The following is a 17,517-nucleotide window of genomic DNA, read 5'->3' on the forward strand; positions in this document are numbered from 1 at the left end:
TCCGTGCGAAGCGAGCGCGTGCGTCGCGTCAGCATTGGGCAGGTCTGTGCGCGGTGAGTTCTGCGCGCGGTGAGTTCTGCGTGGCGAAACGCCTTGTGGACCTCCGGGGCGTCCATACCGGGGGTCTTGGTGTTCGGCGCGACGTACAAAGAACGTTGCACGCTGCTCGGCGAACGACTCGGGCCGCGTCGGATCGGTCGCCGAGTAGCCTGCAGGAATGGAGCGGATTGAGGATTATGCGCTCATCGGCGACCGCCGCACGGCGGCCTTGGTGTCGCGACGCGGAGCAATCGATTGGTTGTGCCTGCCGAGTTTTGACTCTCCGGCCTGCTTCGCGGCGTTAGTGGGTCAGCCGGAGAACGGATACTGGCTGCTTGGGCCCGCCGAGGACGTGACGTCGACCCGCCGCTACCTCGACGGTTCGACGATCCTGCAGACAACTCACCGCACCGCGACCGGTGTCGTCACCGTCACCGATGCCATGCCGATCAGTGATGATCGATGCGATGTCGTACGCCGGATCGAAGGGGTCAGCGGAACGATGTTGTTCCGGCACGAGTTGGTGATCCGGTTCGGGTACGGCGCCATCCTGCCGTGGGTTTCGCGCGAACAGGACGGAGGCGTCCGCAATGGCGCCGCGGCGCATGACTTGGAGAACGCATTCGGGCCCGCCGTCGAGAATGGCGCCGGGAACACGTTCGAACGTGGCATCGGGAACGGGGCTGGTGACGCCGTGGGGAATGGCGCAGAGAACGCGCTCGAGAATGACGAGATGCTGGTGGCTGTCGCCGGTCCCGATCGGCTGGTGTTGCGCGGACCACGGATCCCGAAGGCCGACGCCCAACGGCACGTCGATGAATTCGTAGTGACGGCCGGGGATGTGCTGACCTTCGAACTGACCTCGACCCGCTCGTACGAACCGATCCCGGCGCCGATCGATGTCGCTAGCAGAATCCGGCGCACTGAGATCGAAGCCGCCAACTGGCTGCGGAACTGCGAGTACGAGGGTCCATACCGCGACGCCGTACACCGTTCGCTGGTCACGTTGCGCGCGCTCACCGATATCGAGACCGGCGGGATTGTTGCTGCCCCAACGTGTTCGCTACCGGAACAGATCGGCGGCGAGCGGAACTGGGATTACCGATATTGTTGGCTTCGCGACGCCTCATTGACTCTCGAGGCATTACTCATGGCTGGCTACCGTGGGGCCGCCATGGCCTGGCGGAACTGGCTGGTGCGTGCAGTTGCCGGCGACCCGGCCGACCTGCAGATCATGTACACGATCGATGGTGGGCGCGAGATGCCCGAACGGACACTGGAGCACCTGGCGGGGTACGAGAACTCGTTGCCGGTGCGGATTGGTAACGGCGCGGTCGGCCAAAAGCAGTCCGACGTACTGGGCGAGGTCATGATCGCGCTCGCGATGGCGCGCGATCACGGACTGCGAGAGACGGCCCAGTCGTGGCGGATGCAGTGCGCGCTGCTCGAGAAGCTGTGCCAGAACTGGCAGGAACCTGATCACGGATTGTGGGAGATCCGTGGACCGAAGCGTCACTTCACCCACTCTCGGGTCATGGTGTGGGTCGCGCTTGACCGATCGATCGCCGCCGTTGAGCGACATGGCCTGGACGGCGACGTACGGCGCTGGCGTGCGGTGCGTGCCGCCGTACGTGAGGAGGTTCTGAGTCGGGGGTACGACGCGACGCGTGGCAGTTTCACCCAGCATTACGACACAGATGAGGTGGACGCATCGTTGCTGGTGATGGCGGACGTCGGCTTCATCGACGCCAGTGACGAACGGTTCGTCGGGACAGTACGGGCGATCGAGCGCGACCTCATGCGCGATGGTCTGCTGCTGCGGTACCGCACGCAGTCGGGTGTGGACGGCCTCGATGGGCAGGAAGGTTCGTTCTTGGCGTGCTCGTTCTGGCTGGTGTCGGCGTACGCGTTGATGGGTAGGGAACAGGATGCGCATGCGTTGATGCGTCGCCTTACTGCGCTGGCGAATGATGTTGGGCTGCTGCCGGAGGAGTACGACCCGCAGGCGGGACGAATGCTGGGCAACTTCCCGCAGGCGTTCTCGCACCTGGCGTTGGTGATCGCGGCGTACGACCTGCAGGCCGCCGATGCGCAAACGCGGACGACTCGTAACCGATCCGCATCGCCGAGCACTAAGGAATCGCGCGAGTCCTAGCGAACCGCTCGAATACTAGCGAGTCGGATTCGGCCGACCCTGACTAAGACGCAGCGCAACAGACGACTTATCTCGCATACGTGGATGTCGAGCCGCTAGGGCCGCGTTTTCAGCGGCGGGACTCTATGTTGCCGGGACTCTATGTTGCCGGGACTCTATGTTGCCGGGACTCGACAGTGGCGGGACTTGATGACGGTGGCGGGACTTGATGTTGCCGGGACTCGACAGTGGCGAGGTTCAGAGCGGGTCGGTTCGGGGCCAACCGCGTCCGGAACGTTCTTCGACCGACTTATTGAACTTCGCCAGAAGCGTGGCGAAGGCTTCGATGTCCGCATCGGCCCAGTCGCTGACCACTCGGCCGAGGCCGGCGATGTTGTCGTTGCGTTCGGTCTGTAGTCGTCTCTTGCCGGTCTTCGTGATGCGGAACTTGCGGGCGAGGCCGCCGTCGGGATCGGGGATTCGCTCGACCAGGTCTGCGCGCATCATCGCGGCCGTTTGCCGATTAAGGGTTGAGGCGTCCAAGCCAAAGGCGTCACTGAGCTGCCCGATTGACATCGGGCCTGTGGCCTCGAGGCGGGTCAGTAGTGTGTAGTGGCTGCGCTCGAGAACGCTGGCGCCGTCCGGCAATCGCCGCGCGGGGGCCATGTGCCGCCCGAACAGCATCGCTTCCAGCTCGATCGTGGCCAGCGTATCCCGCACGAAGATCTCCTCAATAGATGGTCGATTGTGCACTATACACATGATGTGTATAGTGCATCTACGTGTCAAAATCTTCCGCCGAGCAAGCGCCGGCTCCCAACGCAGTAGTCGCCGTACTCGCGGCCGGTGGCATCACCGCCGCCCTGATGCAGACGCTCGTGGTCCCGCTGATCGGCGAGCTGCCGACGATGCTGAACACGACCGCGTCCAACGCGTCGTGGGTCATCACGGTCACCCTGCTGGTAGCGGCCGTGGCCACACCGGTTTCGGGTCGTCTCGGTGACCTCTACGGCAAACGCCGGATGATGCTGCTGAGCACGGTGGCATTGGCGGCCGGATCCGTGGTGTGCGCGCTGTCCGAATCGGTGATCCCGATGATCGTGGGCAGAGGTCTGCAGGGCTTAGGTATGGGTCTGATTCCGCTAGGCATCAGTGTGATGCGTGACGTGATTCCCGCTGAACGATTGGGTACGTCCATTGCGTTGATGAGCGCCTCGATGGGCGTCGGTGGGGCGCTTGGCTTGCCGATTGCCGCGGCTGTGGCGATGTACTCGCAGTGGCAGGTGTTGTTCTGGGGGTCGGCCGTGCTCGCGGTGGTTATTGGTATCGCCATGGCCAAACTGATCCCGCGCACCCCGCCGGTCGCCACCGGAAAGTTCGACCCCATTGGCGCGATCGGCATCGGCATCGGCTTGGTATGTCTGTTGCTGGCCGTGTCGAAGGGCGCCGACTGGGGCTGGGGGAGTGCGACCACTTTGAGTCTGCTGATCGCCTCGGTCGTGGTCTTTGGGATCTGGGGCTGGTACGAGCTACGCATCGACGCGCCGCTGGTCGACCTGCGCGTCACTTCCCGCCCGGTCGTGCTGCTGACGAACGCTGCCTCGATGGTGCTCGGATTCGCGATGTTTGCGCAGTCGCTGATTTACCCGCAGCTCCTGCAATTGCCTACCCAAACCGGATACGGGCTCGGGCAGGACATGTTGCAGATGGGGCTGTGGATGATGCCCGGCGGGCTCATGATGATGGTGATGTCGCCGCTGAGCGCGAAGCTGTCCAAGACTCACGGTCCGCGAATCACCCTGGCGATCGGTTCGGCCGTCGTCGCCCTCGGCTACCTGTTGGGTGTGTTCCTGATGGGTTCGACGTGGAGTCTGCTCGTGTCGATCATCGTCGGTGCGAGCGGCGTGGGTCTCGCCTACGGTGCGATGCCGGCGCTGATCATGGGTTCCGTGCCGCTGTCGGAGACCGCGTCGGCGAACAGTTTCAATACGCTGATGCGCTCGGTTGGTACGTCGGTTGCGTCGGCCGTGGTCGGCGTCGTACTCGCCAATATGACGCTCGATCTTGGCCCTGTCCAGGTGCCCAGCGAGGCGGGATTCGTCACCGGTCTGCTGATCGGCGGGGGTGTCGCCTTGGCCGCATCGGTTCTTGCGTTGCTCATACCGGCGAAGCGCCCCGTTGCGCAGTCGGCGTCCTCCGACGGGACCGAGCCGCTGGCGGCCACGACCAAGTAGCGGCTGCCTGGCGTACCGGCCGCGAGTAGTAGCCGCTGAGTGGCCTAACGGCGTTGTGCGGGGCCGCCGGGTCTAGTGGTGAGCCGCGCGAGCTAGTGGCGCACCAGGCCTGATCGCTGATGGGCTTAAGTGGCACGCCGAGCCCTGTGGCATCGCTGGCTTAGGTGGCGCTCTGGGTTTTGTCGCACACCGCGTAAGAGTGTGGTTCCGGGGCCTGTCGTCCTTAGGATTTCGGTGGCGCAGAGAGTTCGAGTGTTCTGCGATTGAGCGGCGTGCTGGAGTTGGGTGTCGATCAGGCGTGGGTGGCGTGCCCGAGTTTAAGCGTGGTGCGGGTGTGGTGTACCGGGTGTAGGCGCCGCCCTCGGATTGAGTGTCGCGACGGAGATGGGGGGTGACCGTCCTGCCAGCCTGAGCGGCGTGCGGGAATTGGGGCTGTGCAGGCTTATCTGGCGCACCCCGAGGTCGGGGTGCGTCACTTATGTACCTGACGCCCGATTCTCGATTGCGTCAGCATGTCGGGTACCCGTGTTCGCGCGGCTACAGGCGGCCGTGGTCTCCACCACCCTGCGGCTGAACGTTGCGTGACACATGGTAAATTTGTACGTCGCAGTCAGGGGCAAGTGGCGGAATGGCAGACGCGCTGGCTTCAGGTGCCAGTGTCCGCAAGGACGTGGGGGTTCAAGTCCCCCCTTGCCCACCAAGAACCGCCCCGGTTCCGGAGTTTTCCGGAACCGGGGCGGTGTCGTTTACCCACGATCCCCGGGCTTCGGCGAAGCTGGGTTAATGGCCAGATCGTGTATGGAATCGCTGAATTCTGGCTCGTGACCTGCGGTAACGACCACTCGAACATGCTCTGGAAGCTTGGCCATTAACTCGCGAAGCTGCTGCCAAGAACGAAACCGCGGCGGGAACGAACCAGTCGCAAATGACAACGACACTGCAGAAACCTAGGCGCCGCAAAAAACGCAGCGAAAATGGCTAGGCATTGCACAGAGCGCGATGCACCCCCGATTTTCGTGCGTCTTTTGCGGGGTTCGGCGCCGCAGGCGTGCCCGGAGGGTGCCGATACTTGTGGGGCGGCACATGTGATCCGTGGTTTTCAGCCACCTTGCAACGGTGCGATGCCGCCGATCGATCCGAAGCGGGCATTAGGAAGGCGACCGGGTCGTCGAGCCGCACAACTGTTATGCGATCGGCGCGCCCGTCGAATCAAGCTGTGGCTAAACGCCGCAGCCGGCCTCGTCCAGGTGAGCTAGACCGGCTGCAGACTTCTCGTTATTGATCCCGCAACGATGCGTTGCCAATCGCGACGACATCGTCCCGCTGGTTCTTCACTGTCAGTTTCAGGCCTGCATCATTGCCTTCGACGACGGTCTCGAGACGATCGCCAGGGAAGGCCGCCGACAGGAACTTTGCCGACAAGTGTCCGCGACGCAGGAAGTCCGGACCGAGGTGGCTCAATGCCGCCTCGGCGAGCCATGCGTAGTGCATTCCGGAATGCGCGATGATGTCGGGAAGTCCGACCGAACGCGCATACGCCACATCGGTGTGCGCATTGATCGGCGGCTCTGACTGGATGCCATCGAAGCGCTGAACATATTGGCTGGCAAACTTCGTTTCCTGCTCCAAGGTGACGGCACGACCGGGGCCGTCGGGTGCGAGCGCAGACGGCACCGAAGCGTCGTCCGGGACCGGTTCCGGAGTGTCGTCCTGGGGGCGGTCGATGCTTGACGTCATTTTGTGGGTGACGAGCACCTTCCCATCGTTCACAGCGCTGTATCGCATGACCCAGAAATCCCGGCCCTTCCGCTCGTACAGATCAGCGATCTCAGCGTCGATCGTGAGGTGCATTCCAGCTTCGACCGGCGCGTACAGATCGGTCTCGTGCTTGGCGTGCAGTCCGCTAGCCAAGAATCCGTACGTCGTCGCGAACAGTCGGAGATAGTCCGTCTGCGTGAACGTGGGTGGCGCTGCTGAAGCTGGTAGTGCCGCGACCGCATTCGGATTGTTGAACTCCACGGCCTCCTTGAATGACCCGATGAGGGTCTCATCGACCGTGTAACTGACCGGGCCAACCTTGGCGCCGAGCTTGAGTTCATCGAACCGAACGTTCTTCATAGTTATCCTCTTGTTGTATAGTTGAGATTTCGTGGCTAGGCGTCGCCATGACGTGCGGTCGTGAATAGCGATCCGTAGGTGTCGCGCAGCACGTTCTTACGGACTTTGCCAACGGCGTTGCGAGGCAACTCGTCCACGAAGATCACCGAGCGTGGCGTGTTGTATCCCGCGAGTTCTGCCCGTACGAACTGTTGGATCTCTCCGGCAAACTTCGTGTGCCGGTCCTCCGGCAGGTCGGTCACAATGACCGCGGTGACCGATTCTTCGTATATGGGGTCCGGTAGACCGATGACCGCGGCCTCTAACACGTTCGGGTGTTCGAGCACCCGGTCTTCGATCGCTTTGGAGAACACGTTCTGGCCGCCGGAACGGATCACGTCCTTCTTGCGATCGACGACGTAGTAGAAGCCATCGGAATCGGTTTGCATGACGTCGCCGGTTGCCAGCCACCCGTTGACGATGGTCTTTGCGGTGTCATCGGGCCTGTTCCAGTACTCGGTCATCATCGGTCCGGTGAACCAGAGTTCGCCCGACCCGCCGGCCGGCACGGGCTCGCCAGCGTCGTTGCGCAACTCGGCCCGGATACCTGGAAGCGGGCGGCCGACCGATCCCCAATGCGCTTCGATGTCTTCTGGTTCGCACAGCATGACGAACGGTCCGCCCTCGGTGAGTCCGAAGGTATGCGCCATCTCGCATTCGCCGCGCGGCACGCCGAGTGCATCGCCGATCCTGCGCATGATCCCGCTGGGGTCGTAAGCCCCGTAGTACAGCATCCGGATGCTGGAGAGGTCCGTCGTCCTGAACGAGGGCTCCTCCATCAGTGAATGAAGCATCGTGGGTACGCCGAGGATGACGGTGACCCGTTCCTCTTCGATGGTTTCCAGTGCGATCTTCGCGTCGAACTGAGTCTGCAGAATCACCCGCGCCCCCACGATGAGGAACAATTTCATGTGATCCCAGTTGCCTACGTGGAACGGCGGGAAGTAGTTCAGGAAAGTATCCGTCGAACGCGGCCGGAACCCGGAACTCATGTTCACGCCATCGTCAACTGTGCGGCGATGCGATAGCACTGCACCCTTGGGCCGACCTGTGGTGCCCGAGGTGTACAGGATCATGTGCGGATCGTCGTCGTAGACCGGCGAGGCTTGCGGCGCTGATTCCTCACTGCCAGCAAGGAAGTCCGGCCAGTCGTGATCGCCGTCGTCATCCGGTAAGGCGATGACGCGCAGGCTTGGCTCTAGGGTCCCGAGGCTCGACCGCAGGCTTGCCTCAGTGAACAGCAGCACCGGCGCGCAATCCTCGAGTACGTATGCATGCTCTGATTCACGATGCCAGAAGTTCAACGGCACTAGTATCGCGCCAACGCGCGCGGTCGCGAAGTACAGCAGGAAGTACTCGATGCAATTATGCGATAGGACGGCGACTCGGTCTCCTTTGGCCACGCCCGCGGCCAGCAGTGCGGCGGAGACGTCGTCGATCTGGGCACCTAGCTGTCCGTAGGTAAACCGTTTGGCTCCGACGACCAAGGCCTCATCATTCGGCCGATGGATCGCATGGTTGCCGACGATTTCATCAACCAGCATTCTGTGTGTCACTTCCCTTACTTGTCTTTTGTGCCGTTGCAGTGGCGGTCTCAGCCGACCGCGGGTCGGATACCGAGTCCCTGTCGGGGATCCGCGATCTGCCTGTGAAGTAGCGTCTGAACAACTGTCCGAAACCAGGCACTAGGCCCATCGGTAGCAGCACCATGACGACGAGCAGGCCCACACCATAGAAGATCGGGGTGAGGGTGGGTTCGAAGTCGAAGACCTGCGGAATACCGGTGACGAATGCTGCGCCGAGGACGGCGCCCCAGATACTGCCAGGACCGCCGATCGCCACCATGACGAACGCGGGGAAGGATGCCAGGAAGAAGCTGAAGGGATCAGGGCTTACGTACCTGATGAACCACGCATAAACAACTCCGGCGATCGCCGCGACCACGCCCGAAAGGACGAACGCGATGACGCGCTGAATCGATACCGAGAACCCGAGAGACTTCGCGAGGAGCTCGTCGTCGCGGGCCGCGACCAATACCCGAGCGATCTGCGAATGTTGGAAGAGCGCAGCGCCGATGAGGACGACGATCAGGATGATAAGAGTCAGCCAGAAGAAGCCTTCGGTCTTCGCAGTATCGATGCTCAGAAAACCAAGATCGATCGGGTCTGGGCGCGTAATGCCAGCGATACCGATTGAACCGTTGGTGACCGATACCCAGTTCACCAATACGTCAGAGACCAGCATTCCGATGCCGAGCGTCGCTACGGCGAAGTGCAACCCGCGTGTTCGAAGAATTATCGGCCCGAGAACTGCCGCGACTACAGCTGCCAATAGTGGTAGAACGACCAGCGATAGCCACGGCGACCACTCGGTATGCGTCTGAATGAACGCCGCTCCGTATGCGCCGATAGCAAAGAAGGCGGCAATTCCCAGGTTTATCAGGCCCGAATAGCCCATGACCATGTTGAGGCCCAATGCCAGCATCGCCCAGATGGCGACGACGGTGGCGACGGTGATGAGGTACTGATCGGCGCCAGAGATGATGCCGCTCAGAATCAGCAATACAGCGAACGGCAACAGCATGAGGAGACGTCCACGAGCGTTCTTAGTCACGAGCAGCACCTACTCCGAACAGTCCTTGAGGCTTAACGAGCAGCACGATGATCAGGAATACGAAGGCAAATGAGTTGATGTAGCCGCTGCTGATGAAACTGCCGCCGAAGGACTCGACGAGTCCCAGCACGAGGCCGCCCACCAAAGCGCCAACCGTCGAGCCCATACCTGCGAAGATGATGATCACGAAGGACTTCAACGCGATCATCGCGCCCATCGACGCCGAGACTGGATTGACTGTCCCCAGCAGCACGCCTGCGATACCGGCTAGCGCCGAGCCAACCCCGAAGACGACGAGGTAGGTCTTGAGGGTTTGAATGCCCATTAACCGAGAAGCGAAGGGGTTCAGAGCTACCGCGCGCATCGCCAGACCGCTCTTGCTTCGACGCAGCCAGAAATGCAAGGGGACGAACAGCAGCAACGCGACGCAGAAGACGATGATCTTCATCCAGGAAATACTGGTCCCTGCGATCGACACGGTGGCGTTGATCCCGCCGGGAATTACTCGCGGGCGGTCCCCGAAGATGAGTGCGGCGACCGCTGCAGTGATCGTGACCAAGGCCAGCGCCACGATCAGCAGATTGGTCTCCGAGTAGTTGCGCAGTGGATAGAACACCCCAGCTCCGACGACGAGCCCGTAGGCGATCGCAGCGAGTACGCCTGCCAGCATTCCCAACAGCAGAGGCCATCCAAGGTTCTTGGTGGTCACCAAAGCGACCATCCCGGCTAGCATCAGGGATTCGCCATGAGCAAAGTGGGGTACGCGCACAACACCGAAGATGAGCGTCAGTCCGACGGCGGCAAGGGCGTAGACCGACCCTTGCATCAAGCCGTTGAGTAGTTCGGTCATCCAACTAACCCGCGTCAATGAAGGAGACGGTCTCGAACTTGCCGTCGTGCCACTCGCGTACTGCTTGTGCGAAGTAGGCCTGGTGCTCGGCGAAGATCAGGTCGCCGTCCTGTGGCACGACCGCCTCAACTAACTCCGGGACGTCATCCAGGGTCAGCGAGTCCAGCGCTTCTCGGATGGCCGCGACGTCGTCCACGGTGCCGGCTTTTTCCATCGCGGCCGCGAGGATGAAGATCCCGTCGTACGCACTCATCGCGGTTCCGGCCGATGGTTCATTGAACTCTGCCTGGTAGTCCTCTTCGAACGCGGTCGCCTGTTCGGCGTTCTTGCCGCCTTCGATTAAGTCTTCCGGCAGGGGAACATAGATGTCCGTGACACCTGCCATCTGGTCGGCTGCTTGCGCGTCCTCGACATCGGCGTTGGTGATACCCGAACTCGTGATTATCGGTCCATCGAATCCTGCCTGTCGGGCCTGCTTGATGGCGCGGGCGACGTCGCCCGGGAAGCCGCGCAGATTCAACGCCTCCGGATCCTTGGACAGCATGTTTGACAACTGAGTGTTGAAGTCGGTATCGCCGAATTTGTAGCTCTCGCTCGCTACCGTTTCGGTCCCGTTCTCCTGGAGCCGTTCGATGAGCGGATCGGTTTCCTCGACGAATGCGGCGTGCTGCGAATCGGTGAGGATCGCGTACGTCTTGTATCCCTGATCCTGAACGTACTTCACGGTCGCATCGGTGTACTGGGCGAGCGTGACCCGCGGTCGGTAGACGGAGAGATGGTCGGTCAGGCCCGAACTTGCAGCGCCGACGATGATGGAGATGAACTCCTCATTGTCGGCGATTATCGGGACGTAGGCGCCGGCGACGGCGCTGCCGTTGGTCCCGACCATGAACTTGTGCCCGTCGCTCAAGAACTTCTGTACGGCGGTGACACCGGCGGTCGGGTCTGATTTGTCATCCTGAGTATCCAGCTCAAAGGTGTAGTTCTCACCGTCGACGTCAACGCCGCCCGATTCATTGAGCTGCTTGACGGCGAGTTTTGTGGCGTAATCCTGGGAAACGCCGACGCTCGCACCGGGGCCGGTCAACGATTGCAGGGATGCGATGTCGATGATGTTGTCGCCGGAATCGCCGTCTCCGTCATCGCCGCAGGCGGTCAGGAGGCCGATGGTGAGCGCGGCGCAGACCGCAACGCTGCTCAGTTTGATGGAACTGCGGCCGTACGTCTTAGAGGTTCTCATTGTGATTGGTTCCTTTCGAACTTCAGGATGTAGACCCGAGGAATGCCTGCATCAACTCGTCAGGATCGTCGGGAAGTTTGTCGCCGTTCTGCACGATCTGGCCTTCACGCATGACGTAGTACCGATCGCAGAGGTCCTTCGTGAGGTATGCGTTCTGCTCGACGACCAGCAGTGACGTCTCGAAGCTTCTGCGGATGCCCATAAGGCATTCGAGGACGTCGTCGACGATGACGGGTGCCAGACCGAGCGTCGGCTCGTCCAGCATCATGACCGAAGGGTTGCCCATGAGACCCCGCCCGATGGCGAGCATCTGTTGTTCGCCGCCAGATAGGGTCTGCGCATCTTGACCCTGGCGATCACGCAACTTAGGGAAGGTCTCGAAGACTGACTCCAGTCGTTCGGCCGCACCGTCAGGACGCGCATACGCCCCGAGCTTCAGGTTCTCCAACACTGACATTTCGGGGAATACCTGGCGGCCCTCGGGGACCTGGATGAGCCCAGCAGCGACGCGACGGTGAACGCTTGTCGCGGTGATGTTGCACCCGTTGTGCTCGACCGAGCCGCGTCGACACGTCAGCAGGCCGGAGACGGCCTTCAGCAGCGTCGACTTCCCAGCTCCATTGGGACCGACCAATGCCACTGATTCGCCCGACGAGATGTGCAGACTAACGCCATGACAGATCGTCGAATCGCCGTATCCGGTGACGATGTCGGTGAGATCAAGGGCCTTGCTAGCGCTCAACTCGCTACCTGTGCTTTCTTGCCGAGATACGCCGCCTGAACCGCCGGGCTACGCCTCGTCTCGTCGGGTGTTCCGGTGAACAAGGTTCTGCCGCTGTCCATGACATGTATGCGGGTGGCCATCGTCAGCAGAGCCTCGATGTTGTGCTCGACGATGCCTACGGCGATTCCCCGTCGCTGCAGAGTCACGATGTGTTCGGAGAGTCGCACGACGTCATGCGAATCGACACCGGCGAACGGCTCGTCGAGCAGAACTACCTTCGGGTCACATTGCGCGACGAGCGCCAGGTTGAGCACCTTTCGTGCGCCGTACGGAAGATCACCCGCGCGGACGTCAGCGAATGTGGTGAGTCCGAACATTTCGAGGAGATCCTCGATGCCGTGAGGTTGTGCAGAGTTACGCACTCGCGGAGACTTCGCGCCCAAACGCAGGGCAGAGCGCGTGGTCATCGTCTCGAAGCTGCGGGTCTGCTGAAAACTGCGGAGCAGCCCAAGGCGAGCACGCTCGGCTAGGCGCATTCGGCCGAGCGAACGACCGTCGAGAAGCACGTCGCCGGACGTCGCGGGATACAACCCCGTCATGACATTGATGAGCGTGGACTTCCCGGCGCCATTGGGGCCGATGATCCCGAGGATCTCTCCGTAGTCGATCTCGAGAGTGATGTCCTCGAGGGCCCGCACACCGGAGAAATGCTTGGAGATTCCGTTGATGTGCAGCGCGGCCGAACCAGATGAGTTACTGTGAGCCATGTCGCGAAGCCAAACAGGTGTTAGATAGATTGTCAAGCGTGAGAGCCTGAAGCCCTGGTGTCAAATGCAACGGTTGTACTGGGTGCGGCCACATTCAGATAGGGAGCGAGGGGTAGATGGCAAGCAACGACGACGACGTACTCGGTAAGCCGGTGAGTCTGAATCACGATCAAGAACGCCGACGACGTAACAAGAGCCCACGATGGCGGATCATCCTGGATTCGGCAGCCGAGATATTCGCAGTGAAAGGGTATGAATCCGCGACGGTTCGGGATATTGCCGATAAGGCAAACATTCTGGCCGGGAGCTTGTATTACTACATTCGCGAGAAGCAGGACATCCTGTACGCGCTGATCGAGGACTTCCACCATGAGGGGCGCGCTGCGATCGACGCGGTGCTGGAAGAGGACATCGCAGATCCGTTCGAGCGACTACGTAGAGTGCTCGAGGCGCACGTGCGTCTGAATGCCCGGCAGCTGACTAAGACCGCGGTCTTCTATCAAGATTTCCGTCACCTGGATCTCGAGCGACGTAAGGACATCCTGGCCGATCGCCGACTTCAAGAGACACGCATTGCTTCGTTGATCGACGAGGCTCAGCAGGCTGGCCTTGTAACGCCTGACGTGGATCCGAAGTTTGCGGCGCTGTCAATGCTCACCTTGCTCAACGGAGCACATGCCTGGTATCGCCGCCATCCAGAGCTCGCGGTCGAGGATTTTGTGGCGATGCAACTCAATCTGTTGCTGTTTGGACTTGCGACCCATAATCGCCAGGAGCGTTCTGAGGTGCTCGCTGCGAAGAACGATGACTCTGCCGCGAAGAAACGCGGTACCAGCCGAGAAACGGCGCGCGCTAAGGACACAGGCAATACAAAAAAGTCTGCATCCATGAAGAGCGCGAGTGGTCCAATGAAGCGCTCTGCGGTGAAGAAGGCGACTGCAACATCGGCAACGCGGCGTAAGGGTCGGCCAAGCGATGGAGGAAAGACCACCAGTGAGGACTGAGATGTGAAGCAGGCCGCGCTCATTACCGGAGGTTCCGGCGCTATCGGACGCGCCCTGTGCCGCGAAGCCGCTGCACGTGGTTTCGATGTCGTATACACATACAACACGACGTCCGCTCACAACGAAGGCTTGACTCAGGACATCTCCCGACTCGGTCGGCGTTGCCTTCCGGTCAGGTGCGACCTTGGCGTGGCTGGCGATTTGGAAGTGCTCGTGAGATCGGCCGAACGGTTTGGCGATGTGGCCCTGCTCGTCAACAACGCTGGTATTGCCGAATCGAGATCGGTCTCCCAATTCGATATCGAGTCCTGGAACCGAGCAATAGCAGTGAACTTGACCGCTCCTGCCTGCCTTTCCACCTTGCTTTCGTCGACGCTACGACGAAACGAAGGCGCGATCACCAACATCGGAACAGTCGGAGCACTGACCGGGTCAATGCACAGCATCGCCTATGGCTCAAGCAAAGCAGGCTTGATCGGGCTAACTCGGACGCTTGCTCGAATGCTCGCTCCCAGCGTACGGGTGAACTGTGTCTGCCCCGGCCCGATCGCCACCGACATGCTCGAGTCATTGACCGATGCGCAGCTCGACCAGATTCGGCAGGCGACACCGCTGCAACGGATCGGCGCGCCCGAGGAGGTCGCGCAGGTCGTGCTCGACGTATCGGGGTGGCGGTACTGCAACGGACAGACGCTGGTCATCGACGGCGGCAGGGTGATGACATAGTCCCGCGATCAACCTGCGCCAGCACTCCCTGATACCCAGCCATCGAGGCGATCGGCTTCGAGTAACCCAGAAAGGAACCAGATGCGCGCTGCATTGGTAACCCCGTCCACGTCCGGCCCCGAGAGCATCGAGGCGGGGGAGATCGAAACCCCTACGCGAGGTGATGGGGAGGTCCTGATTGAGGTCAAAGCCGCCGGCGTGAACTTCCCGGATTTGCTGCTGTCGCAAGACAAGTATCAACTGAAGCCGGATCGTCCGTTCGTCCTCGGTGGTGAGCTCGCGGGCCTCGTAGTCGACGCGCCGGTGGGCTCCGAGTTCGTGCCAGGTGATCGCGTGGCCGCAACGTCGACGCTGAATGGCTTCGCCGAGTTTGCGTCGGTTCGGCTCGAAGATGTCTTTCCGCTACCCCACAACATGAGCTTCGCCGCAGGGGCGTGCGTGACGATGAATTATCTGACCATGTCATTCGCGATCACGACTCGCGGTGCCCTGAAGCCTGGCGAGACGGTCCTGGTGCAGGGCGCCGCCGGTGGCATCGGGACGGCGACGATCCAGCTGGCCGCGGCGTACGGTGCGCGGGTGATCGGTGTCGTCTCATCAGAACGCAAGGCGGATTTCATCAAGTCGGTCGGTGCTCACGAAGCGGTGCTTGTGGATGGATTTAAAGAAGCTGTGCGTGAACTGACGAACGATCAAGGAGTCGATATCGTCGCCGACCCGGTGGGTGGTGACCGTTTCACGGATTCACTACGCTGCCTGGCTCCGCAAGGCCGCATGCTCGTGGTCGGCTTCACCGCCGGCGACATCCCGACCGTGAAGGTGAATCGGCTCCTACTGAACAATCTCGACGTACGCGGGGTGGGGTGGGGCAACTTCGCATTCTCCAAGCCGGGCTATGTGCGCAAAGAATGGGACAAACTCGTTCCTTTGATGGAGAAAGGACAGATTAATCCGCCGATCAGCGCGACGTTCTCCATCGATGAGGTAGGCGCCGCCGTCGCCGGCCTCGGTACGCGAGAAGTCCTCGGTAAGAACGTGATCGTCTTTGGTGACTAGTAACCGTCAAGATAGATCTCACTCTGCGTACGCGTGGCAGGTGGCCGTCGATGGATGCCGGACTTGCGCCAGTCTATTGATAACGCTCCTCACGGGCTTGACGCCGTGTGGCTGCCGTGAACTTTGATGACTTCATGCTGCGCCAGTTCCTAGTGATGGGATCGGGGGCCGTCGCATTCTCGAAAACGAGGTGGAGGATCCGGTCGATATCAGTCCGTGAAGCGTCTCGAACGTCCACATCGGCGGCCGATGTCGGGTCGAGCAGACGAAGATTGTGGCTCAGGTCATCGATAACCACCGGCGCTACGTAGTTATCCCGGTTGAAATCGATGATCAGGCGAGACACCAGGCTCCACACTTCCCGGTCGTCCGGGCGCGGTACCGCGTGGAGTTCCTCGCGGAATTGCTGGATGCGTTCTGCGCTACGGATGCGACGCGCACGACCTGAACGTCGGTTCCTGGAAAACACGCCTAGGCCGGTCGCGGTGGCTGTCGTGATTGGGTCCATAGCGTCCGTCTTAGCAGCTGCCAGGCGTCGCCGTCGACTGCGCAGGTCGCTGAACGCGGCGCGTTACCTCTCTGATGTCTCTTGAATTGGCAAATGTTGTCGCCGGGTCCGGTTTCGCCGTGAGCACGCACCGTGCCTGTGCACTCGATCCGCCAGGGCGAACGAGAGTTCGACTCCGCGCTGTCGAAACGTTTGTTGTGACCCCTCGAACCGCCGTGGGGCCTGCTAAGGGCGCCGGTAGGTTGCGCCAAGCACTTGGGACCGATGCCAAGACCTAGGCGCCCCAAAAACGCAGGGAAAATGGCTAGGCATCGCACAGAGCGCGATGCGCCCACGATTTTCGTGCGTCTTTTGCGGGGTTCGACGGCACTCATGCGGACCTGGAGGGTGCCGCTACTGTGGGGCCATATATGCGAACAGCGGGGAGGGCCTGTGGACGAACTACTCGCGAAGGCGAGCGAAGTGGCGGCGGCGTTGCGTGAACGCGGCGAAACGATTGCGGTGACCGAGGCGTCCTCGGGAGGGCTAATCTCGGCGGCGCTATTGGGCCAAGCGGGCGCGTCTGCGTACTACGTGGGCGGCAACGTGGTCTACACGAAGGCCGCGTTGAGCAATCTGCTCGCGATAACGCCCTCGGACATGACCGGTGTGCGCCCGCTGTCCGAGCCGCATGCGAATTTGTTGGCGAGTGCAGTGCGGGACCGGCTCGGTACGACCTGGGGAATCGCCGAGTTTGGTGCAGCCGGGCCGTCGGGCACGCGGTACGGCGACCCTGCGGGAACGACGTTCCTCGGTGTGGTGGGTCCGGTCGAGTTGACCCGCACGATTGAGACGGGCTCGAACGATCGCGTAGCGAATATGCAGGCGTTCGCCGTGGCGGCGCTGGAGTTGCTGAACGAGGCGCTCGCGTAGCAGGGTCGACAGGGCACCCGAGGCACTACTCATGAGGCACTTGCGTAACGGCAGCAGCGAGCCACTGACGTGTCGAGCCACTGACGTGTCGAGCCACTGACGTGTCGAGCCACTGACGTGCCGGGGTACCTGATCGCCTCAACCGGATTGGTCTTGCCTTGTCCACTTGCCTAACTGCCACAGGGGCCGGAAGTTCTCATCCGCACATCAGTTGGCGGGGCTGAGATTCTCGCACCAATCCTCGGCGCTGAGCAGACCGTCAGAGTCCTGATTCTCAAGCAGGCAATCGCGATAGCTATCGCGTTCTGCTTCTTCCCTGTTGGCGTCCGATAGCGACAGCAGTAGCGGGATCATCGCGATCAATATGGGGATCACGATGATGCAGACGACGCGAGTCACGGTGAACTGCGTATCGCTGGGGCGGTGCGCCTCGGGGTCCTGGTACCGCCACGCGGTCGTCTTCTCCCACGCATGAGCGGGGCTGATCGCCGACCATAGACACATGACGATGGCGATGACAACGAAGACGATGGCGATACCCATTGGGCACTGA

Annotated in this window: 15 protein-coding genes and 1 tRNA gene; 7 read left to right on the plus strand and 9 right to left on the minus strand. The window is 61.5% G+C overall.

Features of this window, described 5'->3' with window-relative positions; translation table 11 throughout:
* Positions 1-217 precede the first annotated feature (217 nt).
* The gene (locus tag E1H16_RS12445; protein WP_208379033.1) at positions 218-2,194 is read left to right on the plus strand and encodes a glycoside hydrolase family 15 protein; all 1,977 of its coding nucleotides are present in this window, start codon (positions 218-220) and stop codon (positions 2,192-2,194) included.
* Between the two features lie 237 nt (positions 2,195-2,431).
* Here E1H16_RS12445 and E1H16_RS12450 read toward each other — a convergent pair whose 3' ends face one another.
* Positions 2,432-2,893, minus strand: a complete 462-nt coding sequence (locus E1H16_RS12450) for a MarR family winged helix-turn-helix transcriptional regulator (RefSeq protein ID WP_243837843.1) — start codon at positions 2,891-2,893, stop codon at positions 2,432-2,434.
* A gap of 62 nt (positions 2,894-2,955) precedes the next feature.
* Here E1H16_RS12450 and E1H16_RS12455 point away from each other — a divergent pair, with 62 nt between their 5' ends.
* Both E1H16_RS12455 and E1H16_RS12460 read left to right on the plus strand, forming a co-directional pair.
* The gene (locus tag E1H16_RS12455; RefSeq protein ID WP_208379034.1) at positions 2,956-4,407 is read left to right on the plus strand and encodes an MFS transporter; all 1,452 of its coding nucleotides are present in this window, start codon (positions 2,956-2,958) and stop codon (positions 4,405-4,407) included.
* Between the two features lie 614 nt (positions 4,408-5,021).
* A tRNA-Leu gene (locus tag E1H16_RS12460) sits at positions 5,022-5,107 on the plus strand.
* A gap of 575 nt (positions 5,108-5,682) precedes the next feature.
* Here the strand turns inward: E1H16_RS12460 and E1H16_RS12465 are convergent.
* From E1H16_RS12465 to E1H16_RS12495, 7 genes are read right to left on the minus strand one after another with little or no spacing between them, the layout of a single operon-like run.
* On the minus strand, positions 5,683-6,525 hold the full coding sequence (locus E1H16_RS12465) for a MaoC family dehydratase (protein WP_134324201.1): 843 nt from the start codon (positions 6,523-6,525) through the stop codon (positions 5,683-5,685).
* Between the two features lie 35 nt (positions 6,526-6,560).
* On the minus strand, positions 6,561-8,108 hold the full coding sequence (locus tag E1H16_RS12470; protein WP_134324202.1) for a class I adenylate-forming enzyme family protein: 1,548 nt from the start codon (positions 8,106-8,108) through the stop codon (positions 6,561-6,563).
* Positions 8,098-9,177, minus strand: a complete 1,080-nt coding sequence (locus tag E1H16_RS12475; protein ID WP_134324203.1) for a branched-chain amino acid ABC transporter permease — start codon at positions 9,175-9,177, stop codon at positions 8,098-8,100. The genes E1H16_RS12470 and E1H16_RS12475 overlap by 11 nt, the downstream gene beginning before the upstream one ends.
* Positions 9,170-10,027 carry a branched-chain amino acid ABC transporter permease gene (locus E1H16_RS12480; protein WP_134324204.1) on the minus strand — a complete coding sequence of 286 codons (858 nt, stop codon included), beginning with the start codon at positions 10,025-10,027 and terminating at the stop codon, positions 9,170-9,172. The genes E1H16_RS12475 and E1H16_RS12480 overlap by 8 nt, the downstream gene beginning before the upstream one ends.
* A gap of 4 nt (positions 10,028-10,031) precedes the next feature.
* Positions 10,032-11,267 carry an ABC transporter substrate-binding protein gene (locus E1H16_RS12485; protein WP_134324205.1) on the minus strand — a complete coding sequence of 412 codons (1,236 nt, stop codon included), beginning with the start codon at positions 11,265-11,267 and terminating at the stop codon, positions 10,032-10,034.
* 22 nt (positions 11,268-11,289) lie between these two features.
* Positions 11,290-12,009, minus strand: coding sequence for an ABC transporter ATP-binding protein (locus tag E1H16_RS12490; protein ID WP_134324206.1), 720 nt, complete (start codon positions 12,007-12,009; stop codon positions 11,290-11,292).
* Entirely contained in the window at positions 12,006-12,758 is a 753-nt protein-coding gene (locus E1H16_RS12495) for an ABC transporter ATP-binding protein (protein ID WP_134324357.1), read from the minus strand. Before E1H16_RS12495 ends, E1H16_RS12490 begins: the two co-directional genes overlap by 4 nt.
* Before the next feature lie 116 nt (positions 12,759-12,874).
* Here E1H16_RS12495 and E1H16_RS12500 point away from each other — a divergent pair, with 116 nt between their 5' ends.
* The 4 genes from E1H16_RS12500 (at position 12,875) to E1H16_RS12520 (ending at position 16,964) form a co-directional block, all read left to right on the plus strand.
* Positions 12,875-13,762, plus strand: a complete 888-nt coding sequence (locus tag E1H16_RS12500; RefSeq protein WP_134324207.1) for a TetR-type transcription factor C-terminal domain-containing protein — start codon at positions 12,875-12,877, stop codon at positions 13,760-13,762.
* 3 nt (positions 13,763-13,765) lie between these two features.
* On the plus strand, positions 13,766-14,488 hold the full coding sequence (locus tag E1H16_RS12505) for an SDR family NAD(P)-dependent oxidoreductase (RefSeq protein ID WP_134324208.1): 723 nt from the start codon (positions 13,766-13,768) through the stop codon (positions 14,486-14,488).
* 81 nt (positions 14,489-14,569) lie between these two features.
* On the plus strand, positions 14,570-15,544 hold the full coding sequence (locus tag E1H16_RS12510; RefSeq protein ID WP_134324209.1) for an NADPH:quinone oxidoreductase family protein: 975 nt from the start codon (positions 14,570-14,572) through the stop codon (positions 15,542-15,544).
* Positions 15,545-16,484: 940 nt separating this feature from the next.
* Positions 16,485-16,964 (plus strand): CinA family protein, encoded by a 480-nt coding sequence (locus E1H16_RS12520; protein ID WP_208379035.1) that lies wholly within the window; start codon positions 16,485-16,487, stop codon positions 16,962-16,964.
* A 207-nt stretch (positions 16,965-17,171) separates the two neighbouring features.
* On the opposite strand, the gene E1H16_RS12525 is transcribed toward E1H16_RS12520, so the two are convergent.
* Positions 17,172-17,507 (minus strand): DUF6199 family natural product biosynthesis protein, encoded by a 336-nt coding sequence (locus E1H16_RS12525; protein ID WP_134324212.1) that lies wholly within the window; start codon positions 17,505-17,507, stop codon positions 17,172-17,174.
* Positions 17,508-17,517: the final 10 nt, after the last annotated feature.

Origin of the sequence: Cumulibacter soli (genome assembly GCF_004382795.1) — a bacterium.
In the GTDB taxonomy this organism is placed as follows: Bacteria; Actinomycetota; Actinomycetes; order Mycobacteriales; family Antricoccaceae; genus Cumulibacter; species Cumulibacter soli.

Excerpts from the sequence above, each read along its gene's own strand:
- E1H16_RS12510 (WP_134324209.1), top strand. The coding sequence starts at position 14,570 with ATGCGCGCTGCATTGGTAACCCCGTCCACGTCCGGCCCCGAGAGCATC.
- E1H16_RS12445 (WP_208379033.1), top strand. The coding sequence starts at position 218 with ATGGAGCGGATTGAGGATTATGCGCTCATCGGCGACCGCCGCACGGCG.
- E1H16_RS12525 (WP_134324212.1), bottom strand. The coding sequence starts at position 17,507 with ATGGGTATCGCCATCGTCTTCGTTGTCATCGCCATCGTCATGTGTCTA.
- E1H16_RS12485 (WP_134324205.1), bottom strand. The coding sequence starts at position 11,267 with ATGAGAACCTCTAAGACGTACGGCCGCAGTTCCATCAAACTGAGCAGC.
- E1H16_RS12500 (WP_134324207.1), top strand. The coding sequence starts at position 12,875 with ATGGCAAGCAACGACGACGACGTACTCGGTAAGCCGGTGAGTCTGAAT.
- E1H16_RS12495 (WP_134324357.1), bottom strand. The coding sequence starts at position 12,758 with ATGGCTCACAGTAACTCATCTGGTTCGGCCGCGCTGCACATCAACGGA.
- E1H16_RS12470 (WP_134324202.1), bottom strand. The coding sequence starts at position 8,108 with ATGCTGGTTGATGAAATCGTCGGCAACCATGCGATCCATCGGCCGAAT.
- E1H16_RS12480 (WP_134324204.1), bottom strand. The coding sequence starts at position 10,027 with ATGACCGAACTACTCAACGGCTTGATGCAAGGGTCGGTCTACGCCCTT.
- E1H16_RS12465 (WP_134324201.1), bottom strand. The coding sequence starts at position 6,525 with ATGAAGAACGTTCGGTTCGATGAACTCAAGCTCGGCGCCAAGGTTGGC.